The following is a 20,672-nucleotide window of genomic DNA, read 5'->3' as shown; positions in this document are numbered from 1 at the left end:
GTTATTTGCGCCCCAGAATTTCGGTGACTGTACCGGACTTGATGAGTTTGACATTGCCGGCACGGCCGGGAGAATTGACAAGATATCCAGCTCCAGGACCGGTTGCTTCCTGCGCATCCTGAATAGAACGCAGCACCAGCGCGAGGCGCGTTGCCATCTGTTGCGAGACAGTCAGGATTTCCGCCTGCTCCGGCGTCAATTCAAGCGTCGCCGTTGAGCCGACTTTTGTTTTTTCACCCGATTCATCTTCCTGAATGGTCTGGTCGATCGCCAGCACGCGGATGTTGCTTAGAATTGTTTCCGTAACATATTGCTTCTGCTCGCCTTCCATCTGGCGGATCATGATGACATCGACATAATCATTGGGGAGAATGAACCCGCCTGCCGAAGTATCTGCCGCAATTTGCGTCGCTACTGCGCGCATGCCAGCTGGAAGCTGGGCTGACATGAAGCTTTGACCTTTGCCGATCAGTTTGGCTTCGCGAATTGGTTCTCCTGGAAATATCTGAAGACGAACGGTGGAACCTTTCAGCTCCTCTTCGGCGCTAGGGCGTTCCGAGCGGGTGATGTACCCTTCCGCAAGAGCTGAAACAGGCCAGGCCTGCCACCGCATCTGGTCCTGCATTTCAGCTCCGACACCGAGACTTTCCGTGGCGACCAAGATATCCTGAAGTTCCAGCTGTGGCTTCTCTGCGGGCTGAACGACGGTCGCTTGCGGCTTCATGTTCATGGCCAGATATCCGGCCGCACCCGCAGCAGCCACTGCCACGATCAGGATGACCAGTCGTGCTTTTTGCATTTATGCGCCCCGTTAGACTTTTGTCTTGATACTAAGGTCGCAGAATGCCCGCCATTCGTGTATTTATGGTTAATAAAACGCTTATAAGTATGATTAATGTCGCTTAACGTCTTAATTTTTCGCGCGATTATGCGGGTATTACTTTTACGCCAAGAAGATCAAAGCATAAGTCTTGAAGGCCGATAGAGAAAACCTGCTCTAGGTCAGGAGTTCGCTAGTTGCTGCACGACCCAGGAGCCAAGCGGCGATGCGGGAAAACTCAGCAGTCCAGCGAGACCCAATGCAACACCGTATGGAACGCCTTCTTCTTTCTGGGCAAGGCGTCGCATGAAAGCAAAGCGTGCGGCGAATACAATAATGGTCTGTGAGTTGCGATAACTCAGGATTGCGAGTGTAAGAACCCCGCCCAATAGCGAGAGCGTCAACAGATAGCTGACGAGTTCAAGATTCCATCCGAGCCATATCGCAGTTGCGGACATGAGCTTTGCGTCACCACCGCCCATGGTGCCGGTCGCGAAGAGCCCGAAGGTTGCCGCCAGCACCGCGGCTCCGGCAACGAAATGCATGGCATAGGCATCCCAACCCATGCCCGTTAAAGGCGCAAGGATAACGAACGATACAAGCAGTATAATTGACACGCGATTCTGAATTGTCATGGAGAGCAAGTCGGATATGGCAGCAAAAACCATGGCAAAGGGGAAAATGATAAGGATTGCAGCTTCAATCATCTTTCATTTCCCCGTAGAGGCGGTGACTTCCGTCGCAACATCGGTGAAAAGCGTGTTTACGGCTCTGCCCATGGAATTCGCACCAGCTAGAATACCTATGCTGACGATGGAGGCGATGAGCGTATACTCAATGACCGTTGTGCCTGAATCTTCCTTGAAAAGCTTGGCCAGTATGGCAGGAAAGCGATTAACGCCGCGCTTCATCTTCAGCCTCACATCTTCTTGGATATTGTCTGGTCCAAAAATATCGTTTCGGCATTGCAATCAGTTTAAGAAACAGACTTAGGAAATAGTAAATTCCGCTCAACAACGTTTATTGCTGCGCTGATACCCGCGATATTATGCTTAATATTTCATTGCAGATTTAAATCTTCCTTCATGAATACTATCCATTCTATAGCCGACAGTTTCGGGTGAAGGGCTTCCCATGTTTTATACTAAATTCCAGCCAATACAAATATATGGAATGGCATTGCTCGTAGCCTTGCTCGGTCCACTGCCTGTCGCACAGGCCGATACCGGTATTCACGTCGTTATGAATCAAGCGCGTATCCTCAAGCTTGCTCGCCCGGCTGACACGGTTGTGGTCGGCGACCCCGCGATTGCAGATGCTGTTGTGAAGGATGCCCGCACTGTCGTCCTTACGGGCAAAGGCTTCGGAATCACCAATATTGTTATTCTTGACGCCGAGGGCGGGGCCATCGTCGACGACGAGATCATGGTCAGCCGTAGCGTCGTCAATACGACGCGCGTATATCGCCGCGCCAATGTACAAACTCTTTCCTGCACCCCCTATTGCGAAACAGCGCAAAAGACCGACGCTGAAAAAGAGTCTGACCGCACAATCGGCACGAGCGAGTAAAGCATTCGCGAGACCTGGTTTAATCGGAAACACCCTCAACCCTCCACACTTCAAGGTTGAGAAATAGTGAATCCTCCGCTCGCAATTTACGGGGTTCCCGGAACCGGTTTCTAACGATTGGCATGTTAATTCTCCCCCGAAATAAAATGCGGGGAAATGCATGTCGCCCATAAAAAGAAAAACACCCCATAGGCAGGGTTTACTGACGCGGTTTTGGGGCAACCGGCGCGGCACCGTTGCAATTGAATTTGGAATGATCGCGTTGCCGTTCTTCTTCATGATCTTTTCGATTATGGAAGTGGGCGTCGGCTTTACCGCGCAACAGGCCATGGCCAATTCTACCGATATTGTGGCTCGCCAAGTTCTCACCGGGCAATTGCGTCCTGCCGACCTGACGATGACTTCCCTCAAGGCGAAGATTTGCGCTGGATTGCTCATGCCCGAAAAAGATTGCCCAAATCTGGTGGTTGATCTTCGGTCCTATGCAAACTTTGCAGCCATACCCAAAACCTTGCCCATAACATCAACTGGTGACGTGAACAGTACGGGGTTTGTCAGCACGCCGGGCGGGGCCGGTACGATCAATCATTTGCGGGTGTTTTACCGTTATCCCGTCGTGACGGATTTCCTGACACGGCGGATCACTGGAACAACACGTATTCTCCTTTTCTCAAGTGCGACGTGGCGAAATGAATCCTATTTATAAAATGAGTTCGGCCATGGGACGCCTCTTTCGCTCCGGCAAGCGGTTTTGTATTGACCAGCGCGGTGTTGCGGCGATGGAATTTGCGCTCATCGCCCCCGTACTAATCCTGATGTACATGGGCAGCGTGGAGACAATCACAGGCGTGGATGTCGACCGCAAATTAAATCGTGCAGCAACGATGATGTCTGCTTTGCTTACTCAGGAAAAAGGCACGATCACCAAGGCGAAAATTAGCGATATCATGAATATCGGGACAGCCACGCTGCTACCCTATACACGCGATACGCCAAAGATAACCGTTACCTCCATCAATGTTTCTGACGCAGGTGTAGCCACCGTCGAGTGGTCGCGTCGAAAAGTAAACGGAATTGAGACGCGGCCCTTTACCAAGGGAACAGTGGTTACGCTCGATTCCAATCTGCTTATCAAGAAAACATCCGTGATACGGGTGGATATGAGCATCGCCTATGTCCCCATGATCGCATGGACCATAACTGGTGCGGTCGAAAAGGCAGATGGCAGTGCCGCTGTCGGTATTGGGCTTTCCGATCAATCGTTCGGACGCGTCAGAATCGGTCAATCGTCAACCACATGCTCGGATTGCTGATCTTATCCAGCTTGCGGGAAACCCTCATTTTATTCGCGATCGCCTGAAACTCAGAAATTCAGCGGTGCGGCACCAGCATTTCAACCGCTCGGCGCTGTTATCTGGCGCGAGACTTGTTATTGTAGATTTTTTTAATGACGTTTTGATTTTGCTTTATGAGATTTCATGAACCCCAGACGTTTTCTAATTCTTGTATTAACAGTGTGGATTGCTGCTCAAATCGGCAACATTCTTATATCGGGATTTATTGCCTGGAGCTCCATATCGGACGAGTTCCTTGAGCAAAACCAAAAGATCGCGGAATTGGTTTCCAATCGATTAGCCCATCATGAAGCGATCATGGGATCGCTCAAAGCTTTGACGAGAGGCACGTCCGACAAGATTTTCCAACGGCTCACGTCAAACGTCTTCAAAAATTACCCAAGAATTCAAAGCGTCAAAATCTACCGGTTCGATTCCCGTTCCTATAGTGCAAAGCCTGAATTGCTCTATGAGGCTCCCAGCAAAAGCCCGGCATTTCCGATGTCGGTTTTGAATGCCTTGCCCAGACAAGAGACAAACGAAGTGCGCGTCTATGATGCGCCGGCAATCCCCAATCATTATCTTTCGACGATGGTTTCGAATAACCGGCAAGGCCTCATTGCAGTGGTTTTGCTAATCGACTCAACAAAACTTTTCGATTTGCCCCCGGCATCATATCCTCCGGAAATTAATCTCACCCTGAATGACGTGCTTGTTTTTGGCAGCACAGACCATGACAATGGACGCCACGATCATGAGAAGGATATTTCATCCATTCTCAAGAATGCTCTATATGCGGATCTTGATTGGGATCGGTCCGGCTATCGTTTCAAGATCCATGTACATCGCCCCATTGAGTTTGGTGAATTGGTCACTTTGCCCGAAGTGATACGCTTCGCCTTATTGTCGCTGGCCACCATTTTAGGCGTCTCTTATGGGCGGTATCAGACCTTGGTTTCCCGGCAATCAAAGCAAGCTGAGGAAAAAGCAATCAAACGCTCGGCAATGCTCGAACACGAAAATCGTCTCAGTCACGCCGCACGGGTCAATCAGGTGGGCGAATTGGCGTCCGGCATAATCCATGAGCTGACACAACCACTTTCGGCGCTCCTGAGCCAAAGCCAGGCCGGCATCATGATTATGGAAAAGCTTCAGATCACCGATGATTTATTAAATCGGGCTTTGAGCGCCAATATTATTGAAGCCAAGCGAGCCGGTGAGATCATGGATCGCATCAGAGATTACATTGTAAAAAAGCCCGTTATTTATGAAGAGCTAGACCTCAATATTGTCGTCAGCAACACCGTCAACCTCTTGCAGGGTGAACTGGATAAACAAAACGTGGTACTTGAATTGCAGCTGTTGCAACCGTCCCCCCGGTCGAATTTCAGTGCCATAGAGCTTGAGCAGGTGATTCATAACCTCATTCGTAACGCGACGGATGCATTGGGAACCACAACTCAGCTCGCGAAAAAAATCATAATAAAAACAGACATGGTGGGTCCGATGAATATCATCCGTATCTCTGACAATGGACCCGGAATAAAGGAGCATGTCCTTTCAAAAATATTCGAGCCTTTCTTCACCACGAAGACAAATGGCATGGGCCTTGGTTTGTCCCTTTGCTCGAAATTGCTCGAGCGGGTGGGAGGCACCCTTCACGCAGCAAGTGCAGATGGCGCGGTTTTTACAATAGCTCTGCCGAAGCTGGTCGGCTTGACCGATGCTGGTGCTGATCCGGCTGCCGCATGACGAAGCATTATCCTGTTTATTTGGTCGATGATGATGCAGCCGTTCGCAATGGGCTGTGCATTCTCTTTGAGGCCCATGACAGAAAAGCCCTGGCATATGAAGACCCTGTTGGTTTTCTTCGCTCTATTCCCAGTGCAAAACCCGGCTGTTTAATTCTTGATTTGCAGATGCCTCATCTGACCGGATTGGAGCTGCAAGCCGAACTCCTGCAGCGTGGATTTCGATGGCCCATTATCATGATTACCGGGCACGGAGATGTGCATCATTGTCGGGTTGCGTTTAAATCCGGCATGATTGACTTTCTCTCGAAACCCATCGATTCTGGTCTGCTTTTTGAAGCGCTCCAAAAAGCCGATCAAGTGCTTGAAGCGCTGGTTGAGGTGGAAAAAGCACGCGCAATTCTCGCAACATTGACACCGCGCGAAGATGAGATTGTCAGGCTCATTTGCCGTGGGTGGGGATCGCGGGAAATCTCCGTAGCACTGGATATTTCCCTGCGAACTGTGGATGCGCATCGCGTCCATATTTGTGAGAAACTGGGGACCAGATCTCCCGCCGAATTTGCTCAAATCATCATGACAGCCGATAGGCAGTCCTAGCGCAAGTTTTGCCGATCACCCGGCTGGCGGCCGAGATGCGAAGTGCAGTCCAAACTCACCACCTGGCGGGTTCGGACTGTATAGACTACTCAAAACCTGAGCGACAAATTTGCCTTGACCGCATTATCGCGGCTTTGTTGTGAAAATTGCCCGGTATATTTGATGCCAAGACGGGTACTTTTACCAATGTCGATATCAATTCCAGCTTCAACATTGAGCGCGTCCTTTGCAATCGGCAAGCCTTGGATGGCGAAATTTCCGCCGCCTGCAAAGGCATGCTGCCCCGTCACTGTCACGTCTCCCATTGCATGATTCCATCCGACCATGCCGTGAGCGGTCAGCGTGGTCTTCTCGCTTAACTGGAAGTGATGCGAAGCTCTCAGACCCAGCGTTGTCGTTGTAACATTATAATTTCCTGACCGCCCGGATAGAGCTGTACGCCCCCCCTCTTCCCAAAAGCCGTCACTCTTCAAATACACATGGCTGATCCCTGCAAAGGGCTCAATCACCCCATAGGACGTGTTGATCGCATAGCTAATTTCACCAAAGCCTTGCACAGTTGTCGCTCCATAGATGGCATGGTTGCCGTCCACTGTTGCAAACCATTCTGCTTGCCGATCGGTGCTGATGTCGTGACGTCCGAGATTGACGCCAAAACGTAATCCTAGCGGATTGCCTGCAACATCCCACTGCGCGCCACCATAGGCTCCCATGTGATAGCTGTTCACGGAGGCGACCCCATTGCGCGTCGACAGAGAGGTCGTGCTATACCCCGCCAGAAGTCCGAAACGCCATGTGTCTGAAACTGCACCGTCAAGGCCGGTCACGATCCCGCTGACAGTGCGACTGTAACCGTCCGCATTGCCATTTTCTGCCGCATTGGCCCAGGAACCATAGGTCTGCCCCCATACAGCCAGGCTCGTATCCATTGCTGCGTCACGCTGCGTGATTGCCTTGAATGCTGCGCCCGAACTTTGCGGTTTGCTTTGAGTGCCATAGGCGAGTGGCTGCACGACTGCCTGCTTCAAAGCGGCGTTATCTCCAAAGGCGTCACGTAATCGGCTCGCGGCTATATTCGAGATGAAACGGCTGTCCTGGATAAGCACACCGGCGAGTGTTGCATGGATTTCACCACTCAACAGATCATAATCGGGGGTCGAGTTTCTTGATGATCTGAGTAGATCCGTGAACAGATCATTGCCAAGGCCCAACGACTTGATCGCTCCGCCTACGCTTTTCTGGTTTGCGCTGTTTGCGCCAATCAATTCAAAATCACGAATCTGAATCTCAACTCGCTCAGCTTTCTTCCCGGCAATCGAATCAGCAGTCGCGGCCACCTCAGTTGGCTGAATGGCAGCCACTTGCGGAGCTGCAGGAGGAGTGTCTGCCTCCTTCGGCTCGACCGGTGGCGCGACAGTCTCCTTAGTCTCAACGGGTGGAGCAATAGTCTCCTTCGGCTCGGTCGGCGAAACAACAGCCTCCTTAGCCTCAACTGGCGGAGCAATAGCCTCCTTCGGCTCAGTCGGTGAAGCAACAGTCTCCGTTGGCTCGACCGGTGGAGCAACAGTCTCCGTTGGCTCGGTCGGCGAAACAACAGCCTCCTTAGTCTCAACTGGCGGAGCAACAGTCTCCTTCGGCTCAACCGGCGCGACAAAAGTCTCCTTAGTCTCAACCAGCGAAACAACAGTCTCTTTCAGCTTGGCCTCTTCCTCAGCCTTCTGCTTGGCCTCTTGCTCGGCCCACAGCTTGGCTTCTTGCTCCGCCCTCAACTTGGCCTCTTCGTCCACTTTCGGCTTGATCGGTGGAACGATGGAGAATTCCAAGTCCACCGGATTTTCTGATTTGCTTGGCGTGGGCTCCGGTATCCGTTCAAAACCGAGAATAACCTTGTTGCCGCTACAAGCGACCTTGCCCTTGACAGAGGTCATTGGCATCACGTCCTCAAAACAGCCCTGATCCGAGATTCCATTGCCTGCCGTCAAAATCTCAAAACTCTTGCCGGTCAGATCGACTATCTGTTCTTCACTAAGCACTACGGCATCATCAGCCATCGTGACCATGATAACGCCGCCTAGAAGATAGGCTTTTCCGCTTATTGCGACCTTGCTTGCTGTGCTTGTGTCCGGGGCAATCTTGATGCCAAAAATACTATCCTTGGCGAAGGTTGCATCTCCCTTCACTTTTAATAAGTCGGTCGAATTTTCCAGCGATATGCCACCGCTATTCACGAACAGCTTATCAATGCTGCCATTGCCGCCAAGTATGCCACTTGCATTAATTGTTGCCTTGCCCGCCTTCCCGTTTACCGTTACAGAACCACCATTCAGCAGCAGATTGCCGGAGACGCCGCTTGCCAATACGGCAAGCCTCCCCCCATCAGCCACCTCAATATCTTTGCTTGTGCCAGCAATAGTGAGAAGAGCGTCCTTGTTGACAATAGAAGCGGAGTCAATTTTTCCGCCCTGATTGATCAAAAGCTCACCGCCATTCACCGTCGTAGTGCCGGTATATGTGTTCTGACCAAGCAGGGTTAGTTGCCCAGGTCCGGACTTGGTCAGGCCGCCAATTGAGCTGAAATCTGCGTTGATACTTGAATTGAAACCCTTCGTATCGACGTCAATTCCTTGAGAGCCTATAGTGGCAGTATTAAAAACCCGCACATTGGCAGGGCTGCCATAATGTAGCGTTGCCCCATCGGTCACCAGGGAAGACAAAGAGCTTGCTCCGGGAACCAACCAGAGCGACTTGTTTTTCAAGGTAAGATTAAGAGTCGATGGGTCGACGAAGGATGTCGTACCATCCAGCGTCGATCCATCAAGGGTTACATTAAGTTTCGCCCCGGCAACTGCAACAAGTGCCGCCTCCTTTCCCTTTATTATGGAAGAACTGCTCGCAAATATCTCCAAAGGAGCGCCGCTCGTGTGGGCTCCAGGATTCAAGGTTGATTCCACCCGGCTATTGGTAAGGAAAACCTTTGAAAGAGGTGTCGAAACATCGCCCGCGCTAAAAATACCAACAGCTTCTGTTCCAAGGGAAGTAGCAGTACTATCGACAAGCCGCAGTTCTGCTCCATTTTCACTGGAAACCGCATGAGCCATATTCCCATTGGTGCTTATTATTGTTTTCGTTGCTGTCAGTGATGTACCAGCCTTTACGGAACGCAGCCCATATGCCTTCTTACCCGATGTCGAAACCGTCACTCCATCAAGTTTCACCGTTCCGCCATTGGCCCAAGTGCCTTGAAATCCTTCGCCATTGGCAGTCAGTGAGCCGCCACTTATGTTGAGCTTGCCTCCATCACTGGCAGCACCATGACCTGTAGTCGTTGTCACTTTGGTGTCCTTGGCCTTCAATTCTCCGTTGATAATACATAGACCCGTAGAATCGGAACCCTTTGTTTCAATCTCGGAGTCTGTAATATTGATCACACCGCCATAGGCATATGCGCCTGATGCCTGGTAGCCATTTGTTGTCACCTTGGTATTATTTTTTGCCGTAATCTTGCTCTTGCCGTTCTCCGAACTCAGACCATATGCGCTCTTACCCAACGTGGTGACCGTGGCTCCATCAAGCTCGATCGCGCCGCCTAATGCCCAAACACCACGATGTTCATCGCCATTGGCAGTTACAGAGCCGCCACTTATGTTGAGTTTGCCTCCATCACTGGCAGCACCATGACCTGTAGTCGTTGTCACTTTGGTGTCCTTGGCCTTCAATTCTCCGTTGGCAATATATAGACCTGTAGAATTAGGACCCATTGTTTCAATCTCAGCGGCTGTAATATCGACCACGCCGCCTTTGACATAGACGCCTGATGCCTGGTGGCCATTTGTTGTCACCTTGGTATTATTCTTTGCCGTAATCTTGCTCTTGTCGTCCTCCGAACTCAGACCATATGCGCTCTTACCCAACGTGGTGACCGTGGCTCCATCAAGCTCGATCGTTCCGCCATTGGCCCAAGCACCATAACGATTGTCTCCGTTGGCGCTCATTGAGCCACCAGTTACACGCAGATTACCTCCCGCATAGCTGGCAGCAGCATGGCCTTTCTCGGCCGTCACTTTGGTATTCGTAGTCGTCAATACTCCAGTATATTCAACATATAGGCCGGTAGAGCCAGATCCCTTCGTCTGAACTTCACTTGATATGAAATCGATAGTTCCACTTTTGGCAAAGGCGCCATAGTTCCCATCGCTATTGGTGGTCAGTGAGCCGCCTGTAATATTAACTTTACCTCCCGACTCGCTGAAAGCGCCATAACCATTAACCGCTGTCGCAATGCTATTTGTGGCCTTCAATATGCCAGACTCAGCAGCATAGAGGGCCGGAGATTCGCGCCCCTTTGTCTCAATTTCAGCCGCTGTAATGTCGATCTCGCCGCCAGCGGCAGAGACAGCCCTTGCACGTTCGCCAAGTGTATTTACCTTGGTGTTATTTTTTGCCGTAAGCTTGCTATTGCCCGACCCCGAACACAGACCATGTGCCTCCTCCTGGGATGTAGTGACCGTCACTCCATCCAGTTCGACAGTTCCGCCATTGGCCCAAACAGCCCTAGACCTGCTTCCATTGCTGACTAGTGAGCCACCCGTAACAGTGAGTTTACCTCCCGTCCAACCGATAGCAGTATGAGCGTTGCCCGTTGTTACTTTACTATTCGCAATCGTCAATATACCGTTGTTTTCAGCATGTAAGCCTACACCCTCGAAACCCCGCGTCTCAATTTCAGCCCCTGTAAGGTCGATCACGCCGCCATCGGCAGAGACAGCCCTTGCATACAAGCCGCTTGTTACGAGTCTAAGAGGGCCGTTGCTTGAGATTTTCCCATTGTTCCGGGCTGCCAAGGCATAGCCCGATGCGCCGCCCAACCAAAATCCCGTATCAATGGTTCCGCTTACGCTTTTCTCCACACCGTCGGCCGTAACCCACTGTGCCCAGGTGCTTTGGGAATCGACGAAAATATATGCAACGCCCACCAAGAGCGACGCAGCCAATTTCGCCGGTTTTATGAAAACAGCGCGGCGGGGATCATGTCGCGCAAATGCGGGGGCATAAGAGTAAACTAACATGGCACCTTCTTTCAAAGGGGACAGTCCGCATCGCCTTCACCCATTCCATTCCGCCTCGCGCCATAGCAACGGCTATCTGCAAGTGTTTCCAGCGAAGATGGAGCCAAGCAAATGCTCCAATTCTTTGCTTTTACAAATTCCAACTAACACTTCACGTTTGTTGGAACTGCACTTATCTCCTGTCAAAAACTCTAGATCGCCGGGCCTCCTCACGGACGCAAGATGGCAACCTTTCCTTTTGTCTTAGCATCAGATCATCCGAAAACCGGAATTCCACTTTTCAAGCCGATGCTTCAGCTTGGCCAAGACCCTTCCGGGCAGAAAACGCAACCTATCTTTCACTTGGCATCGGATTTGCGAAAATCAGGATTCTATTTTGATCTGCATTATAGGCGAATGAATTGTCTGAAGCGTGAGCACTGAGTAAAGCAACGTCTGTATATTTACATACCCCACAAATATATACCGCCCTCACCATCAACTCTATCCGTACGGATACCTATTTTATGAAAATCATCAAGTTTTAATAGAATTTTATCTGGGATTTCGTGACAAGTTTTTACTATACTTGTGACAAATTGTTAAATTTTTATCATTTCCAACTTATTATTGCACTTTTAATACTTAATAATTTGAACCGTGTTAAGTATACATTAGAAATAAACTTCCGAGAATCTATCCTATGCCAAAATCGAAATTTACTTCCGCAAATCCATTTTTTCCTGACAACGGCAACCGCTATTCTTCAGAATGCTCAGTAGTTTTACCGGTATTTAGCGCCACCAAGTTTCAGTAAATGCGCAAGCATATTAATTCAAACTGAAACTTCTAAAGATTGCCCTTGAACCCATTCGTCCGATCTCGCTTGATCAGATCAACCTGAGATAGTCTGTAAAGAGTATTTCAAGGGCGAAATAGCGTTAGGGTTGCATTCCACTTGCATGATTGTCGACCGTACCTCAGGGCGCAATTAGTAATTTTATCCAGACCCCCCGCACATCGCTGATCCGAGAAAATTATCGACGCCGAGGAGCCTTGGCACGTCTGCCCGGATCCTGAAAAATCCATACTCAAAGGCATGATGTATCCACAATTTGTCTTTGGGCGCCGTTTCACCTATCTGTGGTTTTTGGAGCAAAACAAGATCTGCTCAAACTTTCGTGGAGTGGGCCATGTCTCGCGCTTTTCTTTTTGTACTGGATAGTTTTGGCATTGGTGGCGCGCCGGATGCCGCAGCCTTTGGCGACGAGGGTTCCAATACCTATGGCCATATTGCTGAAGCTTGCGAGGCGGGACGAGGCGACAAAGCCGGACTTCGCTCGGGCCCGCTTTCATTGCCTAACCTCAGTGCGCTCGGGCTGGCCCACGCCGCCCACCTGGCTTCCGGCTTTCAATTACCACCCCAGCCTCTAGAACTTACCGGCCTATGGGGTGCAGCGCAGGAAGTCTCCAACGGCAAGGACACGCCGTCCGGCCATTGGGAAATTGCTGGTGTGCCGGTGACTTTCAACTGGGGTTATTTTCCGCAAACGATACCCGCCTTTCCGGCAAGCCTTGTCAGCGCGGCTGTACAGCGTGCCAGCCTGCCCGGAATTCTTGGAGACAAACATGCATCCGGCACGGATATTATAGATGAGTTCGGCGAGGAACACATTCGGACCGGCAAGCCCATCTTCTATACATCCACCGATAGCGTGATCCAGATCGCCGCTCACGAAACACATTTCGGACTGCAACGGCTTTATGACCTTTGCCAGATCGTGCGCGAGCTAGTTGACCCGCTCAATATCGGACGCGTCATAGCGCGACCCTTTCTGGGGGAAAGCAAAAGCACATTTGAGCGGACTGGCAATCGCCGTGACTACTCCGTTCCACCGCCGGAACCGACGCTTTTGGACAGGCTCACCGAGGCTGGGCGCACTGTCTTTGCTATCGGCAAGATTGGCGACATCTATGCCCATCGCGGGGTAAGCCATGTGCGCAAGGCGAATGGCAATATGGCGCTGTTCGACGAGACGTTGAAAGCAATGGATGAAGCAAAGGATGGCGACTTGGTTTTCACCAATTTTGTCGATTTCGATATGCTGTATGGCCATCGCCGTGATGTTGCGGGCTATGCGGCCGCGCTTGAGGCGTTTGATCGTCGTCTTCCTGAAGCCCTTGCCAAGCTGAAACCCGGCGACCTCATGATCCTGACGGCTGATCATGGCTGTGATCCAACCTATAAGGGAACCGATCATACGCGTGAGCGGGTTCCGGTTCTGTGCGCAGGGACTGGCCTGCCCCATGCCTCATTGGGGCTTCGCCTCAGCTTCGCAGATATTGGCGAGACGATTGCCGCCCATCTGAATATTGCCGCTGGCAAGCATGGTAAAAGCTTTTTGAAGGGCACCGATGCCTGAATTACCCGAAGTAGAAACTGTAAAGCGCGGCTTGCAACCCTCAATGGAGGGCGCAACCATTCGCCAGGTGGAGCAGCGGCGTCCTGATCTGCGTTTCCCCTTTCCGGAAAAGTTTGCAGAACGACTGACCGGCCACCGAATCTCTTCGCTGGAGCGGAGGGCAAAATATCTCATATTTCATCTCGATAATGGCCTTGGCCTCATAAGCCATCTTGGAATGTCTGGCTCCTACCGTATCGAACAGGAAGATGGCAGCGATATTCCCGGCAGCTTCCATCACGAGCGCTCGAAACTTTCCGCTCATGATCATGTGATCCTGCATCTGGCAGGAGTCGACGGTATTAACCGCCGTGTCGTCTATAATGATCCACGGCGGTTCGGATTCATGCTTTTTGCCGAGCCGGACCAACTCAATACCCACCCTCTTATAAAAGACCTTGGAACAGAGCCCACGGGAAATCGCCTGGATGGCTCACTGATCGCCAGGCTTTTTGCAGGCAAGTCTGCGCCCTTGAAAGCAGCATTGCTTGACCAGAAGCTCATTGCCGGACTTGGCAACATATATGTCTGTGAAGCATTGTGGCGTGCAGAGCTTTCTCCGGTGCGCATGGCTGGCAGTATTGTGGGCAAGGACGGCGAAGCGACGCCCATGTCCGATCGGCTCGCGACATCGGTCCGGGCTGTTATCGCCGATGCGATCAAGGCAGGCGGTTCCAGTCTTAAAGACTATGCACAGACCAATGGCGAGCTTGGATATTTCCAGCACTCGTTTTCTGTCTATGATCGCGAAGGTTCCCCTTGCCCCCGCAATGGCTGCGGTGGCACGATATCGCGCATTGTCCAAAGCGGCCGTTCAACATTTTATTGTCCTGTCTGCCAGCATTAGGAGATTTATTCATGGCCTATGAGAACATCATCGTCGAGACGCGGGAGAAGGTTGGTTTTATTCAGCTCAACCGGCCCAAAGCGCTCAATGCGTTGAACTCCGCTTTGCTGGCCGAATTGACAACGGCGCTCGAACTCTTTGAGTCCAACGCACGAATAGGCGCAATCGTGATTACGGGCTCTGAAAAAGCCTTTGCTGCTGGCGCCGATATCAAGGAAATGCAAACGTTGCAGTTTGCCGATGCCTATACGGGTGACTATTTCAGCGGCTGGGAGCGCGTTACCGCTATCCGCAAACCCATGATCGCAGCTGTGGCCGGATATGCGCTGGGCGGCGGCTGTGAACTCGCCATGATGTGCGATTTCATCATTGCTGCTGATACGGCCAAGTTCGGGCAGCCGGAGATTACCCTCGGCGTGATGCCCGGCATGGGCGGCTCACAGCGGCTCACTCGCTTTGTTGGCAAATCCAAAGCCATGGACATGTGCCTGACAGGCCGAATGATGGATGCGAATGAAGCAGAACGCAGCGGGCTGGTTTCCCGCGTGGTTCCAGCAAATGAACTTGTTGAGGAAGCGCTGAAGGCCGCCCAAAAGATCGCGTCCTTCTCCCTGCCTGTCGTCATGATGACAAAGGAGACGGTGAACCGGGCTTATGAGACGACGCTGACTGAAGGTCTGCGTTTTGAGCGGCGCGTGTTCCATTCCATGTTTGCACTGGAAGACCAGAAAGAAGGCATGGCCGCTTTTGCCGAAAAACGCGCCGCCAACTTCAAGGACAGGTAAAAACTATTGCTCGACAGGCGGATCCAGTGCCCTTTTTGCCCTCCGATCAGCCTGTCGATGCCGACCTTGCGAATTTGCGGGAACTCTCCACAGATTCCAAGTTGACGCATAAGCAAACCTCATCTATAAGCCCGTCAACGTTCGGTGGCCCTTGGCCGCCCTATTATTTTGTGACGACAGCCTGAAGCTGTCGATTAGCTGACAGAAAAGAGAGGCATCATGGCCAACACTCCTTCGGCCAAGAAAGCGGCGCGTAAGATCGAAGCCCGCACCGAAGTAAACAAGTCCCGCCGTTCGCGCGTGCGTACATTCCTTCGCAAGTTCGAAGATGCGGTAGCAAGTGGCGATCAGGCAGCTGCTGCTCTTGCCTTCAAGGCAGTGGAACCAGAAGTAATGCGCGCTGCATCGAAGGGTGTCTTCCACAAGAACACCGCTTCGCGCAAGGTATCGCGCTTGTCATCGCGCCTGAAGGGCATGACTGCTTAAAACCATTCTAAATTTACATATGAAAACCCGGCTATTCCTTAGCCGGGTTTTTTTATTGGCGTTTTTTTGGGAATAAATTCGTTTCCCGAGGAAAACAATACGGCTTGCCCATGCAATGTCATATGCTTGTCACAAGCAATGTAAGACAGAAAGCGACAGCCACTCTTTATCGTTTATTTTCAATAAGTTAGCGAAGGTAGTCTCCATAGATCAAATGGAGGGTTCGGATTCTCCGGCTGGAGCTACTGTCAAGCGAATATTTATTATTTTTTTTTGGTCGTCGGACTCCGCACTGCAACAAAATGTGAGCTCTAAAAAAGGCGTTGAATCCGAACGCTTTTTCCCGTTTGCCCCGACAACAGTTAAAAAAAATGCAATTCCGTTAACCCTTGCTTCATTAAAAATCCCGCGACTCGCCCTTGCCCTGACCGCAAAGGTTTTTGTAAGGTCCAGACATCGACGGGGTGGGAAAAACCCAATTAACAGGCTTATAAAATTTTGGTTGTGAACGCAGATTTCTAGTTTGCGTAACGGGTAGTTTTTGTCAGTGCTCAGGTCCAACGGACTTGGAGTCATTTCATTAAACGAGGGCGTTGACGGCGCTGGCGAGAGCCGGGCGTGAGTCTTGTCGCGCTCAAAACTTGAGAAGGATAGAACGGTGACATTGATCGAAAATTCGCAATACGGGTCTTCATTCCAAATGCGTGTCAGCGTTTCAAACTTCAACAACTAGCTTAAAATGAACGGACCGTTCGCAAAGCTGAACGTCCGGATTTACTGTGCGGTGAAAGCTGGCACGCAAAAACCACGGGCAAAACAAAAAGACCCGATACATATCTTTCAGGATGAGGCGAATGACAATGAACAGCGGAATAATGGAAAACGGCGCAAAAGCAGCCATAGTCCCGCTCCATATGGGTGAGGGGAAAGCTATGGAGATAGCCACCAGTCCGGGCGAAGCGATCTTTGAGCGTGTAAAACTCAAACTGAAAGCAAAACTGGGAAGCGAAGTTTATTCGAGCTGGTTTGGCCGCCTGAAGCTGGATGAAACATCAAAGAGCATCGTTCGCCTGTCTGTCCCCACAGCGTTTCTCCGGTCGTGGATCAACAATCACTACGCGGACATGATTGCAGCGCTATGGCGCGAAGAAGACGAACAGGTTCTCAAGGTCGAGATCGTTTTCCGTAGCGCAAGCCGGGCCGCTATCCGCCCATCCTGCGATGAAAGTGCATTGCGCAGCGAAGCCTCTGGAGCTGATCGCGCCGGATCTGACAAGTCCAGCTTCGCCCGCGAAAAGCCGGTATTCCCGGTGGGCAACCTTGCTTCCGACAAGAAAACGCCTGCCCACTTCACCGACCGTGCGCAAAATGCTGTTTTCGGCTCGCCGCTTGATCCCCGCTATACATTCGACACCTTTGTCGACGGCACACCAAACCGTGTCGCTTTGGCTGCTGCCCGCACCATAGCGGATGCCGGCGCCAGTGCTGTCCGCTTCAATCCGCTGTTCATTCACGCCTCGGTTGGCCTCGGCAAGACCCATCTCCTGCAAGCCATTGCAGCCGAAGCCTTGAAGCGGCCAGAACGCGCCCGCGTTGTCTACCTTACCGCTGAATATTTCATGTGGCGCTTTGCAACCGCTATTCGCGACAATAACGCGCTGTCTTTCAAGGAGCAGTTGCGCGATATCGACCTTCTCATCATTGATGACATGCAGTTCCTGCAGGGTAAGTCGATCCAGCATGAGTTCTGCCATCTTATCAATACGCTGCTCGACAGCGCCAAGCAGGTCGTTGTTGCGGCCGACCGTCCCCCATCAGAGCTGGAATCGCTTGATCCACGCGTCCGTTCGCGTCTTCAGGGCGGCGTCGCGCTCGAAATGATCTCGCCAGACTATGCAATGCGCCTTGAAATTCTCCAGCGCCGGCTTGTGGCTGCGCAGGCGGAGGACAAGTCGCTGGATATCACGCCGGAAATTCTTGATCACGTCGCACGTTCCGTTACCGGTAGTGGTCGCGAGCTTGAGGGCGCGTTCAATCAGCTTCTGTTCCGCCAGACTTTCGAGCCCAATCTTTCGGTTGATCGCGTTGACGAGCTTTTAAGCCACCTGATGCGTGGCGGTGAAGCCAAGCGTATTCGCATCGAAGAAATTCAGCGCATCGTTTCGCGTCACTATAATGTTTCCAAGCAGGATCTTCTGTCGAACCGACGCACGCGGACCATCGTCAAGCCACGCCAGATTGCCATGTATCTGGCAAAGATGCTCACACCACGCTCGCTTCCCGAGATCGGTCGCCGTTTCGGCGGACGGGATCACACAACTGTGCTCCATGCCGTGCGCAAGATCGAGGATATTGTCGGCAAGGATCAAAAACTGTCGCAGGAACTTGAACTACTCAAGCGCCTCATCAACGATCAGGCGCAATAAGCAGCGCCATTCAACAGCTTATCAACAGAAAGCCTGCGGCGAGAACGTGTGTTGCTCCCCGCAGGCTTGCTTTTTACGTCTGTTTTCTGCCAATTTGCTTGACCTAAGGGGAATGCCTCCCCACCACCAGACACTTGTTTGGCAAAAGTCAGTGAGACCGGTTTATCATGCGTGTAACTCTTGAACGTTCCAACCTTTTGAAGTCGCTCAACCATGTCCACCGCGTGGTCGAACGGCGCAACACTATTCCGATCCTGTCGAACGTTCTTCTCCATGCCGACGGGGCCAGCCTGGCTCTGAAAGCAACTGATCTTGACCTTGAAGTGACCGAAGCGACTGCGGCACAGATCGAGCAGGCGGGCGCCACCACCGTTCCGGCACATCTGCTTTACGATATTGTCCGCAAATTGCCCGATGGTGCGGAAGTCATGCTCGCAACCAATGCGGATGGCAATTCCATGGCCGTGACGTCCGGTCGCTCAAGCTTTCGTCTCCAGTGCCTGCCGCAATCGGATTTCCCTGAGCTTACAGCAGGTACCTTCACCCATACATTCCGGCTGCCGTCGAGCGCCATCAAAGGCTTGATCGACCGTACGCAGTTTGCAATATCCACCGAAGAAACCCGCTATTATCTCAATGGCATCTATTTCCATACCATTGAAAGCGACGGCACACTGAAGCTCCGCGCCGTTGCAACGGACGGACACCGTCTTGCCCGGGCCGAGCTTGAGGCTCCCGCCGGTAGTGAGGGCATGCCCGGCATCATCATTCCGCGCAAGACCGTGGCTGAATTGCAAAAACTCGTCGACGATCCCGATGTTGTGGTGACGGTTGAATTATCGGAAACCAAAATTCGCTTCACGATTGGCTCCGTTGTTCTTACATCCAAGCTGATCGATGGCACATTCCCGGATTATCAGCGCGTTATTCCATCAGGCAACGACAAGAAGCTCACAATTGACAGGCAGAGCTTCGCCGCCGCCGTTGACCGCGTTTCGACAATTTCGAGCGAACGCGGTCGCGCCGTCAAACTGACGATCGCCGAAGGTCAGGTTACGCTTACGGTTAATAATCCGGACTCTGGCAGTGCCACTGACGAGCTGGCGGCAGACTATGATTCAGATGCTATCGAGATTGGTTTTAATGCCAAATACCTCCTCGATATCACGGCCCAGCTGACGGGCTCCGAAGCGATCTTCATGCTTGCCGATGCCGGCTCACCAACATTGGTGCGTGATACGGGCGATGAGAATGCGCTTTATGTGCTCATGCCGATGCGGGTCTAGCTGCACCTTGCAGTCTCATGGCCGATGATCCCCCTATGGACGCGGGCAAGCCAGCCCGCGTTTCGATCAGCAGGCTGAAGCTCAGCAATTTCCGCAATTATGAAAGCTTGTCCTTACGGCTGGCGCCTTCGCATGTGGTGTTGACGGGCGAAAATGGTGCAGGCAAGACCAATTTGCTTGAAGCTGTTTCGTTTCTGTCTCCAGGTCGGGGTCTGCGCCGCGCGACCTACACTGATGTTACCCGCAATAGTGCAACTGACGGCTTTGCCATTCATGCGTCTATCGACACAGCCGAAGGTACGGTCGATGTTGGAACAGGCTTGGCCGGAAATGCACCAGGCGATACGGCCCGCCGCGTCCGCGTTAATGGCGTAACGGCCACCAGCGCAGACGATCTTCTCGACTATTCACGCATTCTCTGGCTCGTCCCCGCCATGGATGGGTTGTTTACCGGCCCTGCCGGTGACAGGCGGCGTTTTCTGGATCGCATGGTCCTTGCCATCGATCCGGCCCACGGCAAGCGTGTTCTAGACTATGAAAAGTCGATGCGAAGCCGTAACCGCCTGCTTACAGAGGAGCGTGCCAACGCTTCATGGCTTGATGCGATCGAGACGCCCATGGCTGAACTTGGCATCGCTATTGCTGCGGCGCGTGCGGAATTGATGCGCCTCATCAATGGCATGATAGAGCGAATGCCTGACGACACCCCCTTCCCCAAGGCTGACTGCCTGCTTGAGGGCGAGCTGGAACAGCGCATTGGCATAGAGTCCGCGACGGATGTGGAAGAAACATTCCGCCGCGCGCTGCATGATGGCCGCTCGCGTGACCGGGCAGCGGGGCGCACGCTTGACGGACCGCATCGGTCCGACCTGCTCGTGCGCCATCGGCCCAAATCCATGCCTGCGGAACTTTGCTCTACCGGTGAACAAAAAGCACTGCTGATAGGATTGATCCTTTCCCATGCTCGCCTCACTGGCGAACTTGCAGGGATGGCTCCGATCCTGCTGCTTGATGAAATTGCGGCCCATCTGGATGAAGGGCGCCGGGCGGCGCTCTTTGACATTATCGAAGAGCTGGGCGGTCAGGCTTTCATGACTGGCACGGACCAAGCACTGTTTAAAAGCCTTGAAGGACGTGCGCAGTTTTTCGATGTGTCGCATGGCGAGGTAACTGGCGTCTAAATAGCGTTACACCACATCATTTGCAGCCCATGGTGCAATATCAAGTGGATTAATGCCCTCTACATCCCATGACTTACAAG

At 52.1% G+C, this 20,672-nt stretch carries 17 protein-coding genes; 12 read left to right on the top strand and 5 right to left on the bottom strand.

What is annotated here, in order from left to right; genetic code table 11:
* Position 1: 1 nt before the first annotated feature.
* The 3 genes from cpaB to AC6CHM_RS08985 all read right to left on the bottom strand — a co-directional run bounded on the left by cpaB (position 2) and on the right by AC6CHM_RS08985 (position 1,731).
* Positions 2 to 799, bottom strand: coding sequence for a Flp pilus assembly protein CpaB (gene cpaB / locus AC6CHM_RS08995; protein ID WP_115051381.1), 798 nt, complete (start codon positions 797 to 799; stop codon positions 2 to 4).
* Between the two features lie 203 nt (positions 800 to 1,002).
* Positions 1,003 to 1,527, bottom strand: coding sequence for an A24 family peptidase (locus AC6CHM_RS08990; RefSeq protein ID WP_498172773.1), 525 nt, complete (start codon positions 1,525 to 1,527; stop codon positions 1,003 to 1,005).
* 3 nt (positions 1,528 to 1,530) lie between these two features.
* The gene (locus AC6CHM_RS08985; protein ID WP_115051383.1) at positions 1,531 to 1,731 is read right to left on the bottom strand and encodes a Flp family type IVb pilin; all 201 of its coding nucleotides are present in this window, start codon (positions 1,729 to 1,731) and stop codon (positions 1,531 to 1,533) included.
* Between the two features lie 223 nt (positions 1,732 to 1,954).
* Between AC6CHM_RS08985 and AC6CHM_RS08980 the strand changes: the two genes are divergently transcribed.
* The 5 genes from AC6CHM_RS08980 (at position 1,955) to AC6CHM_RS08960 (ending at position 6,074) form a co-directional block, all read left to right on the top strand.
* Positions 1,955 to 2,389: a pilus assembly protein N-terminal domain-containing protein gene (locus AC6CHM_RS08980; protein WP_498172771.1), complete on the top strand. Its 435-nt coding sequence runs from the start codon at positions 1,955 to 1,957 to the stop codon at positions 2,387 to 2,389.
* 160 nt (positions 2,390 to 2,549) lie between these two features.
* On the top strand, positions 2,550 to 3,095 hold the full coding sequence (locus AC6CHM_RS08975) for a TadE/TadG family type IV pilus assembly protein (RefSeq protein ID WP_307282434.1): 546 nt from the start codon (positions 2,550 to 2,552) through the stop codon (positions 3,093 to 3,095).
* A 13-nt stretch (positions 3,096 to 3,108) separates the two neighbouring features.
* The gene (locus AC6CHM_RS08970; protein ID WP_162802385.1) at positions 3,109 to 3,702 is read left to right on the top strand and encodes a TadE/TadG family type IV pilus assembly protein; all 594 of its coding nucleotides are present in this window, start codon (positions 3,109 to 3,111) and stop codon (positions 3,700 to 3,702) included.
* A gap of 729 nt (positions 3,703 to 4,431) precedes the next feature.
* Positions 4,432 to 5,475: a sensor histidine kinase gene (locus AC6CHM_RS08965; RefSeq protein ID WP_498172770.1), complete on the top strand. Its 1,044-nt coding sequence runs from the start codon at positions 4,432 to 4,434 to the stop codon at positions 5,473 to 5,475.
* Complete coding sequence (locus AC6CHM_RS08960; protein ID WP_498172769.1) at positions 5,472 to 6,074, top strand: response regulator transcription factor; 603 nt, start codon at positions 5,472 to 5,474, stop codon at positions 6,072 to 6,074. Before AC6CHM_RS08965 ends, AC6CHM_RS08960 begins: the two co-directional genes overlap by 4 nt.
* 89 nt (positions 6,075 to 6,163) lie before the next feature.
* On the opposite strand, the gene AC6CHM_RS08955 is transcribed toward AC6CHM_RS08960, so the two are convergent.
* Positions 6,164 to 11,140: an autotransporter domain-containing protein gene (locus AC6CHM_RS08955; RefSeq protein WP_498172768.1), complete on the bottom strand. Its 4,977-nt coding sequence runs from the start codon at positions 11,138 to 11,140 to the stop codon at positions 6,164 to 6,166.
* Between the two features lie 1,172 nt (positions 11,141 to 12,312).
* Between AC6CHM_RS08955 and AC6CHM_RS08950 the strand changes: the two genes are divergently transcribed.
* The 4 genes from AC6CHM_RS08950 (at position 12,313) to rpsT (ending at position 15,699) form a co-directional block, all read left to right on the top strand.
* Positions 12,313 to 13,542, top strand: a complete 1,230-nt coding sequence (locus AC6CHM_RS08950; RefSeq protein ID WP_307282425.1) for a phosphopentomutase — start codon at positions 12,313 to 12,315, stop codon at positions 13,540 to 13,542.
* Complete coding sequence (mutM, locus tag AC6CHM_RS08945) at positions 13,535 to 14,428, top strand: bifunctional DNA-formamidopyrimidine glycosylase/DNA-(apurinic or apyrimidinic site) lyase (RefSeq protein ID WP_498172766.1); 894 nt, start codon at positions 13,535 to 13,537, stop codon at positions 14,426 to 14,428. The genes AC6CHM_RS08950 and mutM overlap by 8 nt, the downstream gene beginning before the upstream one ends.
* 11 nt (positions 14,429 to 14,439) lie before the next feature.
* The gene (locus tag AC6CHM_RS08940) at positions 14,440 to 15,213 is read left to right on the top strand and encodes an enoyl-CoA hydratase (protein ID WP_115051393.1); all 774 of its coding nucleotides are present in this window, start codon (positions 14,440 to 14,442) and stop codon (positions 15,211 to 15,213) included.
* A gap of 219 nt (positions 15,214 to 15,432) precedes the next feature.
* Positions 15,433 to 15,699 (top strand): 30S ribosomal protein S20, encoded by a 267-nt coding sequence (gene rpsT, locus AC6CHM_RS08935; protein WP_008122492.1) that lies wholly within the window; start codon positions 15,433 to 15,435, stop codon positions 15,697 to 15,699.
* Positions 15,700 to 15,909: 210 nt separating this feature from the next.
* Here the strand turns inward: rpsT and AC6CHM_RS08930 are convergent, their stop codons facing one another.
* Positions 15,910 to 16,425 carry a hypothetical protein gene (locus AC6CHM_RS08930; protein ID WP_498172764.1) on the bottom strand — a complete coding sequence of 172 codons (516 nt, stop codon included), beginning with the start codon at positions 16,423 to 16,425 and terminating at the stop codon, positions 15,910 to 15,912.
* A 119-nt stretch (positions 16,426 to 16,544) separates the two neighbouring features.
* On the opposite strand from AC6CHM_RS08930, the gene dnaA reads away from it, so the two are divergent.
* The 3 genes from dnaA (at position 16,545) to recF (ending at position 20,592) form a co-directional block, all read left to right on the top strand.
* Positions 16,545 to 18,125 (top strand): chromosomal replication initiator protein DnaA, encoded by a 1,581-nt coding sequence (dnaA, locus tag AC6CHM_RS08925; RefSeq protein ID WP_115051395.1) that lies wholly within the window; start codon positions 16,545 to 16,547, stop codon positions 18,123 to 18,125.
* 167 nt (positions 18,126 to 18,292) lie between these two features.
* On the top strand, positions 18,293 to 19,411 hold the full coding sequence (gene dnaN, locus AC6CHM_RS08920) for a DNA polymerase III subunit beta (RefSeq protein WP_115051396.1): 1,119 nt from the start codon (positions 18,293 to 18,295) through the stop codon (positions 19,409 to 19,411).
* Between the two features lie 17 nt (positions 19,412 to 19,428).
* A complete protein-coding gene (gene recF / locus AC6CHM_RS08915) occupies positions 19,429 to 20,592 on the top strand; it encodes a DNA replication/repair protein RecF (protein ID WP_336440669.1) in 1,164 nt (387 codons plus the stop codon).
* Positions 20,593 to 20,672 lie beyond the last annotated feature (80 nt).

The organism is Phyllobacterium sp. GQ127 (genome assembly GCF_059758635.1).
The sequence above is the reverse complement of the archived record's forward strand: the minus strand, read 5'-3'. Positions and strand labels throughout refer to the sequence as shown.

Bases quoted from the DNA above. Each gene is read 5' to 3' on its own strand.
- AC6CHM_RS08955 (WP_498172768.1), bottom strand. From the start codon at position 11,140: ATGTTAGTTTACTCTTATGCCCCCGCATTTGCGCGACATGATCCCCGC.
- dnaA (WP_115051395.1), top strand. From the start codon at position 16,545: ATGAGGCGAATGACAATGAACAGCGGAATAATGGAAAACGGCGCAAAA.
- AC6CHM_RS08980 (WP_498172771.1), top strand. From the start codon at position 1,955: ATGTTTTATACTAAATTCCAGCCAATACAAATATATGGAATGGCATTG.
- recF (WP_336440669.1), top strand. From the start codon at position 19,429: ATGGCCGATGATCCCCCTATGGACGCGGGCAAGCCAGCCCGCGTTTCG.
- rpsT (WP_008122492.1), top strand. From the start codon at position 15,433: ATGGCCAACACTCCTTCGGCCAAGAAAGCGGCGCGTAAGATCGAAGCC.
- AC6CHM_RS08985 (WP_115051383.1), bottom strand. From the start codon at position 1,731: ATGAAGCGCGGCGTTAATCGCTTTCCTGCCATACTGGCCAAGCTTTTC.
- AC6CHM_RS08960 (WP_498172769.1), top strand. From the start codon at position 5,472: ATGACGAAGCATTATCCTGTTTATTTGGTCGATGATGATGCAGCCGTT.
- cpaB (WP_115051381.1), bottom strand. From the start codon at position 799: ATGCAAAAAGCACGACTGGTCATCCTGATCGTGGCAGTGGCTGCTGCG.
- AC6CHM_RS08940 (WP_115051393.1), top strand. From the start codon at position 14,440: ATGGCCTATGAGAACATCATCGTCGAGACGCGGGAGAAGGTTGGTTTT.
- AC6CHM_RS08950 (WP_307282425.1), top strand. From the start codon at position 12,313: ATGTCTCGCGCTTTTCTTTTTGTACTGGATAGTTTTGGCATTGGTGGC.
- AC6CHM_RS08975 (WP_307282434.1), top strand. From the start codon at position 2,550: ATGTCGCCCATAAAAAGAAAAACACCCCATAGGCAGGGTTTACTGACG.
- AC6CHM_RS08970 (WP_162802385.1), top strand. From the start codon at position 3,109: ATGGGACGCCTCTTTCGCTCCGGCAAGCGGTTTTGTATTGACCAGCGC.
- dnaN (WP_115051396.1), top strand. From the start codon at position 18,293: ATGCGTGTAACTCTTGAACGTTCCAACCTTTTGAAGTCGCTCAACCAT.
- AC6CHM_RS08990 (WP_498172773.1), bottom strand. From the start codon at position 1,527: ATGATTGAAGCTGCAATCCTTATCATTTTCCCCTTTGCCATGGTTTTT.
- mutM (WP_498172766.1), top strand. From the start codon at position 13,535: ATGCCTGAATTACCCGAAGTAGAAACTGTAAAGCGCGGCTTGCAACCC.